Below are 13,178 nucleotides of genomic sequence, written 5' to 3'. Positions count from 1 at the left end.
TTTCGGGCGGAGCGGGCTCCTAAGATCGCGCGGGTGAGGATAGTCAGCGTCGTCGGAGCGCGACCCCAGTTCGTGAAACTCGCCCCGATCGCCGGGGCCGTGGCGGCCGCCGGCCACGAGCACGTCATCGTGCACACCGGGCAGCACTACGACCGGGACCTGTCCGAGGTGTTCTTCTCCGGGCTCGGCATCCCCGAGCCGGACGAGCACCTGGCGGTGGGCTCGGGCGGGCACGGCGTGCAGACCGCCGCGATGCTCGCGGGCCTGGAGCCGGTGCTGGAGCGCTACCGGCCGGACTGGGTGCTGGTCTACGGCGACACCAACTCGACCATCGCCGGCGCGCTGTGCGCGGTGAAGCTGCATCTGCCGGTCGCGCACCTGGAGGCGGGGCTGCGCTCGTTCAACCGGCGGATGCCGGAGGAGCACAACCGGGTGCTGACCGACCACGCCTCCGACCTGCTGCTGGCCCCGACCCCGCAGGCGGTGGCCCACCTCGAGCACGAGGGCCTGGGCGGGCGGACGGTGCTGGTGGGCGATGTGATGGCGGACGCGTGCCTGCGGGCGCGCGAGACCGGGCGGGCGGCGGGCGGCGGCGCGGCCTTCGCCGGGATCGAGGTGCCGGGCCCGTATCTGCTGGCCACGATCCACCGGGCGGAGAACACCGACGACCCCGAGCGCCTGTCCGCGATCGTCGACGCGCTCGCCGACCTGCCGATGCCGGTCGTGCTGCTGGCCCATCCGCGGCTGCGCGCCAAGGCCGAGGAGCACGGCATCGACCTGGTCCGCGGCGCGCTGCGGCCGAGCACGCCGCTGCCGTACGCGCAGATGATCGCCGCGCTCGACGGCGCGGCCGGAGTGGTGACCGACTCGGGCGGACTGCAGAAGGAGGCGTACCTGCTCAGCCGGCCGTGCACCACCGTGCGCACCGAGACGGAGTGGCCGGAGACCTTGGTCGACGGCTGGAACGTGCTGACCGAGCCGGCCGCCGCCGACTTCGCCGCGCTGGCCACCCGGCCCGCCCCCGCCGTGCCGGTCGGCACTCCGTTCGGCGACGGCCGCACGGCCGAACGGGTGATCTCCGAACTGGCCGGACGCGTGCGCTGACGGTTGCCGGGCCCGCACCCCCGCACGGCGCAGCCCGCCTGGCCTCCGCGGCACGCGGACGGTGAGGGTTGGGGGCATGAAAGCCGTCCAGTACCGCGCCGTCGGAGCCGAGCCCGAAGTCGTCGACGTGCCGGAGCCCGAGCCGGGCCCCGGGCAGATTCTTCTGAAGGTCAGCGCGGCCGGTGTGTGCCACTCCGACGTCGCCGTGATGTCGTGGCCGGCTGAGCAGCTCTACTTCCCGCTGCCGCGCACGCTCGGGCACGAGGGCGCGGGAACGGTGGCGGCGCTCGGCGCCGGCGTGTCCGGGCTCGAGATCGGCGAGTCGGTGGCGGTGTACGGGCCGTGGGGTTGCGGGCTGTGCCTGAACTGCGCGCAGGGCAAGGAGAACTACTGCCTGGAGGCGCAGAAGCTCGGCATCTTCCCGCCCGGGCTCGGCGCGCCCGGCGCGATCGCCGAGTACATGGTGGTGGACGACAAACGGCACCTGTTGCCGCTGGGCGACCTCGACCCGGTGACCACGGTGCCGCTCACCGACGCCGGCCTGACGCCGTACCACGCGATCAAGAGCGCGCTGCCGCGTCTGCTGCCCGGCAGCACGGCCGTCGTGATCGGCGCCGGCGGTCTCGGCCACGTCGCGATCCAGCTGCTGCGGGCACTGACCCCGGCACGCGTGGTGGCGCTGGATGTCAACGGGGAGAAGCTGAAGCTCGCCGCCGAGGTCGGCGCACACGAGACGCTGCTCTCGGATTCGCGTGCGGCACAGGAGGTGAAGGCGATGACCGGCGGACGCGGCGCGAACGCAGTGTTCGACTTCGTCGGCGCAGCCCCGACCGTCGCCACCGCGACGGCGTGCGCGGGGATGGAGTCGGACGTGGTGATCGTCGGCATCGGCGGCGGCGCGGCGACCGTGGGCTTCGGCGCCACCCCGTACGACTGCGCGGTCCGCGCGCCGTACTGGGGCAGCCGGGCCGAGCTGATCGAAGTGTTCGAACTCGCCCGCAACGGGGCCGTCGACGTGCACGTCGAACTCTTCGGCATCGACGAGACACCGGAGGCGTACCGCCGCCTGCACGCCGGGAAGATCAACGGGCGCGCGGTGATCCTGCCCAACGGCTAGAAGGCAGGCTAGAAGGCAGCGCGGACCCCGGTGCCCTCACCCATCGGCCGAAGCTCGAGCGCGCCCGGATCGCGCGCCGGGCCAGGCTCGACGCCGAGCAGCGAGCGGTAGAGCGTGTCGAGGCGGGCGGCCTGCCCGGCCCAACTGGAAGCGGGGCGGGGGTCGGTCGGGCCGGCGTAGACGGCGCGGTAGCGGGCGGGGTCCTCCAGCACACGCGTCACGGCGGCGGCCAGGTCCGCGTCGTCGCCCGCGGTGAAGACCTCGCCGACGCCGAGGCGGCGCGTCTGCGCTGCCATCTCGCGCACGTCGCTGGTGACGATCGGCAGACAGGCGTGTAAGTACTCGAAGTACTTGGTGATGAGCGAGAGTTCGTGGTTCGGCAGATGCAGGATGGGGATCAGGCCGAGCGTCGCAGAACTGATATAAGGCACGACCTGGTCGACCGGGACGTAAGGCACGACATGCAGGCGCGCGGAGACGTCGAGCCGATCGGCGAGCTGGATCAGTGCAGGAATATCAGGGTCGTCGGTACGCGCGATCAGGGCCAGGTGCGCCTCGGGCAGCCGGACCAGCGCCTCGATCGCCGTGGCGACGCCGCGCCGAGGAGACATGCCGCCGCTGTAGAGCAGCAGCGGGACGCCGCCGCCGATGCCGCAGTCCGCGCGGAGGGAACGGGCCGCGGACGCGCCGGGGTCGGCTTCGCCTCCGGCGTGCTCGGGCCTGTTATCCGTGCCGTCGGCCGGGGCGGCGGCGGCCGCGCCGCTGCCCACGGCGGCGCCCGAGCCGATCACCGGCGCGTTCAGGATCACGCCGGGCCGGTGGTCCAGCCCGTGGTCCTCGGCCAGCCGTCGGGCGATGCCCTCCGAGACCGTCACCACCGCGTCGGCGCGGCCGATGTACTCGCTCTCCACCCCGACGAGCATCCGCCGGCGCATCCGCAGCCGCACGTCGGAGCGGCTCGGCACCTCGATGCCGCGCAGGTACTCGTGCGCGTCGTACACCCACCGGATCGGGCGCGCCGGCGTGCTCAGCGTCGCGGCGAGGCGCGCGCCGATGCCGACCATGTGGAAGTCGTGTGCGTGGATCAGGTCCGGGTCCAGCTCGCGCACGACCGGCCCGAGCGCGAGTTCGAGGTCTGCGAACCAGGGGTTGAACCAGCGCCAGCCGCCGTAGCGATCGACCCCGCCGAGCACCGTGCCCACCGCCTTGTGCGCGCCGCCGCCGAGCGGTCCGCGGCCGGACCGCGCCAGCAGCGCGTCGAGGCCGGGGCGCTCGGCGAGAAACGCGCGCGCGGCCGCCGCGCCCTGGGAGCGCTTCCGCCGTCCGGCCTCGGCGTCGCGCCCGGCCAGTTCCGCCCGCGCCGCGCGGTACGCCGGACGCAGCGCGGCCGCCCGGCTCCCGCCGCGCAGCCGGACACCTTCGTAGGCTGATACGGTCTTCGGCACGGGGACGAGCAGCACTTCGGCCGCGCCGAGGCGGTAGCGCTCGGGTTCGGCGCCCGGGGCCCGGCCGACCAGGGTCACGTCCCAGCCCGCGGCGGCCATCGACCAGGCGATCTTCTGCACCCGCGAGTCACCCTTGACGCCGTTGGCCACGAGCATGGCCACCCGCGGGCGACGCGGCTCGGCGGCGCGCTGCGGCGGGACGGTCATCGTTCGGCCGCCAGAGCCTCGTACACCTTCACGAGTTCCCCCGCGTCCTGATCCCAGTTGAGCTCGGCCCGCGCCCGCCGCGCCCGGTCGCACAGACCGGGGTAGTCGGCCGTGACCGCCTCCAGCGCCGCCCGCAGCGATGCCGCGTCGCCGGGCCGGTAGAGCGCGCCGATGCCGTACGCGGTGACGAGGCGGCGCAGCTCCGGCAGGTCGGCGGCGACGACCGGGACGCCGGCCCGCACGGCGTGGAAGACCTTGTTCGGCAGGGCCAACCGGTGGTTCTCGCAGGTGTCGGTCAGCGTCACCATCGAGATCCCGACGCGTCGCAGCACCGTGTCGACCTCGTCGACCGGCCGCGCGGGCTCGATCCGGACGTTCGCCGTGTAGCCGCGCAGCTTCGGCAGGTACTCCCGGTCCGCGTTGCCCATCAGCAGGGTCTCGAGGCCCAGGCCGGAGGCGGCGTCGAGCAGCGTCTCGATGTCGCGGGCCGCGCCGATGCGCCCGGCGTAGACCACGCCGCGCGGCCGCTCGGGCAGCTGCGCCACCTCGTCCGGGGCGCTGATCAGCGGGAAGGTGTTGCGTATGACCGCGACCGGGGTGGCCCGCCAGCGGCCGAGCCGCGCGGCGATGCCGTCGCTGACGGTCAGCACGGCGTCCGCGCGGGCCACGATCCGGCGCTCGTCACTCAGCTCGCGGCGGCGTTCGAACGGGGTGGGACGGCCGTGCCGCTCCCGGCCGGACCACCATTCGTGCGAGTCGTACACCAGCTTCGCCCCGGACCGGTCGGCCAGCTCGGCCGCGAGAAGCAGCACATTGAAATCATGGGCGTGCACGACGTCGAAACGGCGCTCGCCGACCGCGGTCCGCGCCTGCTCGCACCAGGCGCGCCAGACCCGTTGCCGGTGCTGCGGAAGCAGGATCCAGCGGGCCGCCGCGCGGGTCACCCCGACCGGCCCGCGTCGCCGCCGCGGGCTCGCGGAGCCGCCGGGCTTGAGCCCGGAGCCGCCGGAGACCGAGGCGAGCGTCACCCCGTCCGGCGGCTGCCAGCCCTCCGGCACGTCGCGGCCGACGATGTGCACCGCATGGCCGTGGTCGGCCAGCGCGCTCGCCTCCCGCAGCACTCTGGCGTCGTGCGCCACGTTCGAGACGACCAGCATGAGCACGTCCATCAGAGTGCTTTCTCTCCCATGGTTCCAGCGTTCAGCGGTACGGGTGAAGCGGAAGCCTGCGGTTCCCGGAGCCGCTCCGGCCGGTGCCGCAGGAACCGGTCGACCAGCGGCGGCAGGCCGAGCGCGAGCACCAGCCACACCGGCGCCATCAGCCGGTCCGCCTGGGAGGCCACCGGGTGCACGAGCACCGCGCCGAGGCCGGTGGCCGCCGTCGCGATCACGAGCACGCCGTAGACCGTGTGCCGCCGCACCAGCAGGACCGCCAGCACGACCAGGACGGCCGCGGTGAGCAGGTCGGTCGAGGCGTAGACCGGGAAGTAGAACCAGAAGTGCAGGTCGGACTTGAGCAGCCGGAAAAGCGGGTCGCTCACGTCCGGGCGCTCGAAATGCCTGGTGAAGGTGTCCTGCAGAGACGCGCTGAGCCCGGGCCAGCCGAGCAGGGCACTCGCGGCTTCGGAGACGACGAATCCGGCGCCCGCCGCGATCGCGAGCGCCTTCACTCCCCCCGTCCGCCCGTCGCGCACCCGCCACAGGCACAGCACCGCACCGAGTGCGATCAGCAGGACCGCGAACTGCTCGCTCGAATAGCGCACCACGAATCCGGTGAAGAGTCCGGCCGCGAACACGATCCCGCCGGCGCGGATGCGGCCCTTGGCCATCCACACTGCGCCGAGCAGCGTGAGCAGGACGGTGGCGAGCGAGGGCCCGTCCGACAGCATCCGGCTTCCCCAATAGCCCGTGGGCGCAAGGAGGAAGAGCGCTTGCCCGGCGGCGGCCGCCCGCCACCCGCAGCCGGCCGCGCGCAACAGGGCGAGCACCACCACGGACGCGAGCAGGGTGCACAGCAGCGCCGCCGCCCACAGGGCGAAGCGCAGCCCGAACGCGGCCGCGAGCGGCGCGGCGAGCAGCGGGTAGCCGGGGCGGGAGGTGAAGATCGCCAGGTAGCGCGGCTTGTCGGGGGTCAGGCCGTCGCGGTACATGCGCAGGCACTCGCCCGCGGTCAGCGGGGCAGTGGCGCTGCTCGTGATCGGACCGCCGTCCTCGCAGTACATGACGGTCGCCTCGTGCACGGCTTGGGCCTGGCTGTGGCCGAGGATCCGCAGCGTCTGCTTCGTATACTGATACGTGTCGTTCGACGGCACGTCCTTGTGATAGTCGAGCGCCTGCAGCGCCGCGAAGACTGCGGCGACGAGCAGAACGCAGGTGAGGACGCGTCGTGGGAAGTACCTGGCCACGTGCGGAAGGTAGCGGTCGATTGCCAACCGTTGGTGTGCGCGAGATGTCCGTCGGGTGGCCGCGAGCCGTGCCGCTGTCGTCCCGCTGTCGTCCCAGGCGGCCCGACGTGCGGTCCGTGACGCCGCCGCCGTACCGACTCGATTCGATATACGCGGCTCCGGGCCGGCCGAGTCCGCCGATTAGACACCTGGCGGAGACCGACGGTCCACCGGGACGTCGCCGGCCGGGTGCCGCGACCCGGTAGGAACAGCCGGTGGATGCGTTAGCCGTCAAGCGAAGCCGTGCTCTGGCCAGGGAGCACGCGCCGGAAGTCCTGATCTACTGCGCCGTGCGAGCCGTCGGCCTGATCGTGTTGGCCGCGATGGCCGGGCACGTCGGCCGGCTGCCGTCGCTGCTGACGAAATGGGACGGCAAGTGGTACCTGGACGTAGCCCGGCACGGCTACGACACGGCCCTGGCGTACCGGCCGGGCGGCGGCCTGATCAACACGAACATCGTGTTCTTCCCGCTCTACCCGCTGCTGATCGCCGCGTTCGGCCTCGTTCTCGGCGCGGCTCCGGCCGCTCTGCTGATCAGCCTGCTGTCCGGGATCGCGGCGGCGGTGGCGCTGCGCACGGTCGGCCAGGAGCTCTACGACAGGCGGACCGGGCTGCTGCTGGTCGCGCTGTGGGCGGCCGTCCCCACGGCCGTCGTCGAGTCCATGGCGTACACCGAGTCGCTCTACACAGCGCTGGCGGCGTTCACGGTGCTCTTCCTCATCCGCCGGCGCTGGCTCGCGGCCGGGGTCGCGTCGCTGCTGGCCGGGCTGACGCACCCGACCGGCGTGGCGGCCGCGGCGGCAGTCGGCGTGTGCGCTCTGGCGACGGTCGCGCGCCGCGAGTCGGGGTGGAAGCCGTGGCTGGCCGCCGCGCTCGCCCCGGTCGGCGCTCTCGGCTACCTGGCCTGGGTCGCGGTGGCGCTCGGCCGTTGGGACGGGTTCTCGTTCATGGAGGCGCAGGGCTGGAGAAGCAAGCCGAGCCTGATCGGGGTCTGGCATCAGATCACCGCGGATCTGACCCAGCCGCAGCAACTCGGCAATCGCGTCCCGGTATACGTGCTTTTCGCGACGGTCGCGCTGGCAGCGGTGCTCACCGCGATGCTGCTGCGCTCGCGCGTGCCCGGCGGGCTGCCGGTGGCGGCCTTCGCCTGGGCCTCCATCGCGCTGGGCCTGTTCATCGGGCCCGCCTACTTCCATGCCGAATCGCGCTTCCTCATGCCGGACTTCCCGGTGCTGCTGCCGCCCGCGGTGCTCCTCGCCCGCCGGAACGTGGCGGTCTCGGTGGCGGTGGTCGCGGCCTGCGCCCTGCTTTCGGCCTGGTACGGCGGATACCTGCTCACGGTGTGGACGCACTCGCCCTGATCGCGCGCCGGCGTGATGTAGCGTGGGTTTCCGAGTCCCGCCGGAAGAATCTCGACCTCGGGAAGGCACTAGCTCCGATGACCGTCTGGTCCGATCATGCGATCTGGTGGCATCTCCACCCCCTGACCTTCCTCGGCGCGCCGGGCCACGCCGACGAGGATGCGGGCGTCGCGCACCGGCTCGACCGGCTTGAGCCGTGGCTCGACTACCTGGTCGAGCTCGGCTGCAACGGCCTCGCGCTCGGGCCGGTCTTCGCCAGCGAGTCGCACGGATACGACACCGTCGACCACTATCGGATCGACCCCCGGCTCGGCGCGGACGAGGATTTCGACCGCCTGGTCGAGCGCTGTCGGAAGCGTGGCATCAGGCTGCTGCTCGACGGCGTGTACAACCACGTCGGCCGCGGCTTCGGCCCATTCCAAGACGTCCTCGCGCACGGTCGCGAATCGCGCTACGCCTCCTGGTTCCGCATCGACTTCGATGCGCCCGGCGAAGACGGCTTCGACTACGCCTCCTTCGAAGGCCACCGGCATCTGGTCGAGCTCAACCACGACGAGCCCGAGGTTCGCGAGTACGTCAGTGCCGTGATGAAGCACTGGCTGGACCGCGGCGTCGACGCGTGGCGCCTGGACGCGGCGTACGCCGTGCCGCGCGCGTTCTGGCACGAGGTGACCGGCCGGGTCCGGGCCGCGCATCCGGACGTGTGGCTGATGGGTGAGTACATCCACGGCGATTACGTGGCGGCGGTGCGCGAGGGCGGGCTCGACTCGGCCACGCAATACGAACTGTGGAAGGCGATCTGGAGCAGCCTGTCCGACGGCAACTTCTTCGAGCTGTCCTGGGCCCTGAGCCGGCACGACGAGTTCGCGGAGGCGATGCGCCCGCTGACCTTCGTCGGCAACCACGACGTCACCAGGATCGCGAGCCGGATCGAAGACGAACGCCACCTCCCGCACGCGCTCGTGATCCTGTTCACCGTGGCCGGTGTGCCGAGCGTCTACGCCGGCGACGAGCAGGCCTTCCGCGGCGTCAAATACGAGCGCGAAGACGGCGATGCCGAGGTCCGGCCGGCATTCCCGGAACAGGGCCCGGGCGGCCTCGCACCCCAGGGCTGGCCGATCTACCGGCTGCACCAGGACCTGATCGGACTGCGCCGCCGTCACCCGTGGCTGCTGCGCGCCCAGCTGCGGACACTGCACTTGGAGAACCTCGTCTTCGGGTACGAAGTCGCCGATCCCGAAGGCACCGGCCGCCTTGCCGTGCTGCTGAACCTCTCCGACGCGCCGCACGAGTTCGGGCTCGAGAGCGCCAAGCGCCTCGCGGGCAGCCGCGACGACGGCCCGATCGGGCAGGTCGAGCCGCACGGCTGGGCGATCGTCGAACTCGATGCCATCGCGCACACGGCCTAGGCTTACTCGCGGAACACACCGACGGAAGGAAATGCCGTGGAACTCGGCTTGCACGTCGCTGACTTCACTTACCCGAACGGCCCGGAAAACCTGGCCAAGGACCTCGGCCGGATAGCCGTCGCCGCGGAGGACGCCGGCCTGGCCATGCTCAGCGTGATGGACCACGTCTGGCAGATCGGCGTGGTGGGGCCACCGGAGCAGGAGATGCTCGAGGCCTACACCGCCCTCGGCTTCCTGGCCGGACGCACCAGCCGGATCAAGCTGCTGGCCTGGGTGACCGCCGTGGTCTACCGCGAGCCCGGCCTGCTGGCCAAGGCCGTGACCACCCTCGACGTGCTCTCCGAGGGCCGCGCCTGGCTGGGTATCGGCGCCGCCTGGAACGAGCACGAGTCGCGCGGGCTCGGCCTGCCGTTCCCCAGCACGAAGGAGCGGTTCGAGCGGCTGGAGGAGGCGCTGCAGATCTGCCTGCAGATGTGGAGCGACGACGAGGGCCCGTACGAGGGCACCCACTACCAGCTCACCCGCACGCTCAACTCCCCGCAGCCGCTCAGCCGCCCGCACCCGCCGATACTGATCGGCGGCGGCGGCGAGAAGAAGACGCTGCGGATGGTGGCGCAGTACGCCCAGGCCTGCAACCTCTTCCCCAGCCCTGAGCTGCCGCACAAGCTCGACGTGCTGCGCGAGCACTGCGCGACCGTCGGCCGCGACTACGACGAGATCGAGAAGACGGTGATGATGCCGCTCGACCCCGGCGCGGAAGGCGAGAAGGTCGACGAGCTGCTCACCCGCCTGCGCGAGCTCGCCGACCTCGGCATCAGCCACGTGCACGGCATCGTGCCGAACATGGTCTCGATCCGCCCGATCGAGCTGCTCGGCGAACTGGTCGTACCCGAGGCCGCGAAGTTCGGGAACTGACACAGTCGTCGGACACCCTGACCCGGCTAGTACATCCAGCGGCTCGGCTTGCGATAGCGCAGGCCGAGCCGTTCGGCTTCGTCCCGGCGCCCACCGATTATCTCCGCGCTCAACTTGGGATCCTGCGATCCCAGGGACGCGACGAACTCCTGCGCCACGGCCTGCGGATCCCGGCCGTCGACGCCGATCACGAAGCCGAAGCGCACTCGCGGATCCTCGAACGGGGGACGCTCGGCCGGGTACATGAAACTCAGGCGGACGGAGTCGACGTCGCTCGGCCAGCTCGTGCACCCGGACAGACGGCAGTCCCACTGCCCAAAGAGCGACGGCTCGGCCCGGATGCGTGCGTGGATGAGGCGTGCGGCCGTTCGCGCCGGCCACTCCCAGCCGTGATCCTGCTCGGCACGGGCGACCTCCCGGTCGTACTGCACGGCGTTGATGGCGGCGAGCATGCGCGTCGCGTCATCCTCGATGATCGGCGCGGCCGGCCCGGTGGTGACATCCTGGCCGACCATGGTGAGCAACGCCGCCCGGTCCAGGCTCGCAGGCATCCGGGCCGCTAGCGTGATCCAATGCCAGTAGTCCGCGGTGGCCTGCTCGTAACGGCGGATCTCGCACCGGTAGGTGCGCGTGCTCGCCATGGCCACCAACAGATTCCCGGCCTGATCCCACAGTCGCGGCTCGACCGCGAGCCCGGCGAGCTTGCGCGAGATCTGACATCGCTCGGCGATCTTCCGCGCGAGCTCGCCCTGCATCAGGTGGTGCGGCGTGGAGAGCACCCAGTCGCGCACGACCGCGTCGGTGTTCGAAAGCAGATGTTCCACGATCCGGCTCCGGCCGAAGGGCGCGTGCTCTGCGAGCCAGATCAGATCGTGAGCAGCGCCGGGGATCGTCCGCAGCAGCCCCGCGGCCTGCACGGAGGCGAAGCCGAGCAGCCCGATGAGCTTGAGCATCGGCACGTCGCTCGGGACGGCCTTGCCCTCGAGCAGCTCGAGCCCGCGCAGAACGGTCTGGCGCGTCGTCCCCTGCTGGATCAGGGTCCTGCCCGAGCCGTCGTCCTGCAGGGACTCGGGATCGTCCGGGCCGGGAGGTTCGGGAAACGGGTGCCACGACGGCCGCGGCGGGCCGTCGGGATACTCGCGCAGAAGCCGTTGGGCTTGCGCGATCAGGGAATCCGGTGCGGGCGCGAAGTCGAGCGCATTGCGCTCGTCGGCGCTGCTCACCGGGCGGAGGGGGTCTCGATTCTCTTCGTCACGGTGTTGAGGCTACACGGAAAAATCCCGCGACGCCGCCCGGTTCGATCCGTCAGTATCAGGACCCGTGGCCGTTCCCGACAGCGAAAGGGGCCCCTTCATGCTCGACTACGATCTCGATGTCCTGAATTCGGCGACTAAGTACCCGTCGATCCCCACGTACCACGCCCTCGGGGACCGTGGCACGCTGGTCGAGCAGGCCACCGCTTTCACCGGAGACGTGCTGTTGACCGAGAAGGTCGACGGGACGAACAGCCGGATCGTCTGCCTTCCCGACGGGGACTGGTTCATCGGCTCGCGCGAGGAACTGCTGACCGCGCGCGGTGATAGGGTGCACAACCCGGCGCTGGGCATCGTCGCGGCGCTGCGGGAGTTGGCCGCCGGGCTCAAGATCGAGGACACCGGGCGGATCGCAGTGTTCTACCTGGAGACCTACGGCGGGCGGATCGGCGGACAGGCGCGGCAGTACAGCGGCCAGGGGCGGGTGGGCTACCGCATGTTCGACCTCGCCTATGTGGACCCTGACATCCTCTCCTGGGATCGGGCGCGGATCTCCGCATGGCGGGAGAACGGCGGGCAGGGCTTCGCGGACGAGGACGGGCTGCGCGCGGCGGCCGAGGAAGCCGGCATCGAACTCACCCCGCGGCTGGCCCGGATCCCGGCCGACTCGCTGCCCACGATGCTCGACCAGACGCACGCCTGGCTGCGCGAGACGCTGCCGGCCACGCTTGTCGGGCTCGACGCGGCGGCGCTCGGGCGCGCCGAGGGCATCGTGCTGCGGACGACCGACCGCTCGGTGATCGCCAAGGCGCGGTTCCAGGACTACGAGCGCACGCTCAAGCGGAAGGGTTAGCCGCGGCGGTGTCCGCGGCCTCGAATGCCGCGGCGAGACAGGCGGCGGCGTAGGCCTGGGCTTCGCGGCCGAGGCGGTAGACGCCGGGCATGGCGAAGAAGCCGTGGGGCACCGCGTTGTACCGGTGCACGTCCACGGGCACGCCGGAGGCGAGCAGCATCAGCGCGTACTGCTCGCCTTCGTCGCGCAGCGGGTCGAATTCGGCGGTGATGACGGTCGCGCCGGGCAGGCCGGCCAGGGTCTCGGCGCGCAGAGGTGAGGCGAGCGGGCTCTCGCCGTCCTCGGGCTTGGCGAGGTACTGCTCCCAGTGCCAGGCGACCGGGCGGCGGTTGACCGCTGACGGGTCGTCGTGTTCGCGCAGCGAGGCGGTGTCCGCGGCGGGGTCGATGTGGGGGCACACCAGCAGTTGGTGGCGCAGCGCCGGTCCGGTGTCGCGGGCGAGCAGGGCGACGGCGGCGGCGAGGTTTCCGCCGGCGCCGTCGCCGCCGACCGCGATGCGGGCCGGATCGACGCCGAGTTCGGCGGCGTGCTCGGCGACCCAGCAGGTGGCGGCATGGCAGTCCTCGACGGCGGCGGGGAAGGGGAACTCGGGCGCGAGCCGGTAGCGGACCGAGACGGTGACGCAGTGCGCGGCGTTGGTCAGCGCGCGGCAGATGCCGTCGCTGGTCTCGAGGTTGCCGGCGGTCCAGCCGCCGCCGAAGAAGTAGACGAGGGCGGGGCGGCGGCGCTCGGCCAGGGCGGTCGCGGCGGGCGGCTCGACGGATCTGGGTTCGTAGACGCGGACGGGCAGGTCGTTGCGCGCGGGTCCGGGGATCATCCGCTCCAGCACGGCTCCGACGGCTTCCGGCGCACCGGCTCCCGCTCGCCGCAGTCCGTCGGCGAGGTCGTCGGTCCGGGCGGCCGGGGCTTCCGGATGCAGCGGCATAGGACAGCAGCGTATCGAGAAACCCGCCGGAGTGGTATAGACCCTTGACCGGGGGACGACCTCGCCGCAGCAGCACTGGCGACTGACGCCGCCTCAGCCGCGGGCCTCGGCGGTCCCGTCACCTGTTCGGCGGAAGGAAGCTGCAC

At 72.1% G+C, this 13,178-nt stretch carries 11 protein-coding genes; 6 read left to right on the top strand and 5 right to left on the bottom strand.

Annotation, left to right across the window (positions count from 1 at the left end; genetic code table 11):
• Positions 1-33 precede the first annotated feature (33 nt).
• Positions 34-1,104: a non-hydrolyzing UDP-N-acetylglucosamine 2-epimerase gene (wecB, locus tag ACTRO_RS38365; RefSeq protein ID WP_034271197.1), complete on the top strand. Its 1,071-nt coding sequence runs from the start codon at positions 34-36 to the stop codon at positions 1,102-1,104.
• A 76-nt stretch (positions 1,105-1,180) separates the two neighbouring features.
• The gene (locus ACTRO_RS38360; RefSeq protein WP_034271194.1) at positions 1,181-2,221 is read left to right on the top strand and encodes an NAD(P)-dependent alcohol dehydrogenase; all 1,041 of its coding nucleotides are present in this window, start codon (positions 1,181-1,183) and stop codon (positions 2,219-2,221) included.
• Between the two features lie 8 nt (positions 2,222-2,229).
• Here the strand turns inward: ACTRO_RS38360 and ACTRO_RS38355 are convergent, their stop codons facing one another.
• From ACTRO_RS38355 to ACTRO_RS38345, 3 genes are read right to left on the bottom strand one after another with little or no spacing between them, the layout of a single operon-like run.
• The gene (locus ACTRO_RS38355; protein WP_051452043.1) at positions 2,230-3,873 is read right to left on the bottom strand and encodes a glycosyltransferase; all 1,644 of its coding nucleotides are present in this window, start codon (positions 3,871-3,873) and stop codon (positions 2,230-2,232) included.
• A complete protein-coding gene (locus tag ACTRO_RS38350) occupies positions 3,870-5,042 on the bottom strand; it encodes a glycosyltransferase (RefSeq protein WP_034271192.1) in 1,173 nt (390 codons plus the stop codon). The genes ACTRO_RS38355 and ACTRO_RS38350 overlap by 4 nt, the downstream gene beginning before the upstream one ends.
• Entirely contained in the window at positions 5,042-6,277 is a 1,236-nt protein-coding gene (locus tag ACTRO_RS38345; protein ID WP_157436682.1) for a hypothetical protein, read from the bottom strand. The genes ACTRO_RS38350 and ACTRO_RS38345 overlap by 1 nt, the downstream gene beginning before the upstream one ends.
• Positions 6,278-6,531: 254 nt before the next feature.
• Here ACTRO_RS38345 and ACTRO_RS38340 point away from each other — a divergent pair, with 254 nt between their 5' ends.
• The 3 genes from ACTRO_RS38340 (at position 6,532) to ACTRO_RS38330 (ending at position 10,001) form a co-directional block, all read left to right on the top strand.
• Entirely contained in the window at positions 6,532-7,677 is a 1,146-nt protein-coding gene (locus ACTRO_RS38340; RefSeq protein WP_051452042.1) for a glycosyltransferase family protein, read from the top strand.
• Between the two features lie 77 nt (positions 7,678-7,754).
• Positions 7,755-9,086: an alpha-amylase family protein gene (locus ACTRO_RS38335; protein ID WP_034271187.1), complete on the top strand. Its 1,332-nt coding sequence runs from the start codon at positions 7,755-7,757 to the stop codon at positions 9,084-9,086.
• 36 nt (positions 9,087-9,122) lie between these two features.
• Entirely contained in the window at positions 9,123-10,001 is an 879-nt protein-coding gene (locus ACTRO_RS38330; protein ID WP_034271185.1) for an LLM class F420-dependent oxidoreductase, read from the top strand.
• Positions 10,002-10,027: 26 nt separating this feature from the next.
• Here ACTRO_RS38330 and ACTRO_RS44525 read toward each other — a convergent pair whose 3' ends face one another.
• Positions 10,028-11,224, bottom strand: coding sequence for a hypothetical protein (locus ACTRO_RS44525; protein WP_051452041.1), 1,197 nt, complete (start codon positions 11,222-11,224; stop codon positions 10,028-10,030).
• A gap of 130 nt (positions 11,225-11,354) precedes the next feature.
• Here ACTRO_RS44525 and ACTRO_RS38320 point away from each other — a divergent pair, with 130 nt between their 5' ends.
• Positions 11,355-12,107: an RNA ligase family protein gene (locus tag ACTRO_RS38320; RefSeq protein ID WP_034271183.1), complete on the top strand. Its 753-nt coding sequence runs from the start codon at positions 11,355-11,357 to the stop codon at positions 12,105-12,107.
• Here the strand turns inward: ACTRO_RS38320 and ACTRO_RS38315 are convergent.
• Positions 12,091-13,032 carry an alpha/beta hydrolase gene (locus tag ACTRO_RS38315; RefSeq protein WP_051452040.1) on the bottom strand — a complete coding sequence of 314 codons (942 nt, stop codon included), beginning with the start codon at positions 13,030-13,032 and terminating at the stop codon, positions 12,091-12,093. The genes ACTRO_RS38320 and ACTRO_RS38315 overlap by 17 nt on opposite strands.
• Between the last annotated feature and the right edge of the window lie 146 nt (positions 13,033-13,178).

The organism is Actinospica robiniae DSM 44927 (assembly GCF_000504285.1).
In the GTDB taxonomy this organism is placed as follows: Bacteria; Actinomycetota; Actinomycetes; order Streptomycetales; family Catenulisporaceae; genus Actinospica; species Actinospica robiniae.
The sequence above is the reverse complement of the archived record's forward strand: the minus strand, read 5'-3'. Positions and strand labels throughout refer to the sequence as shown.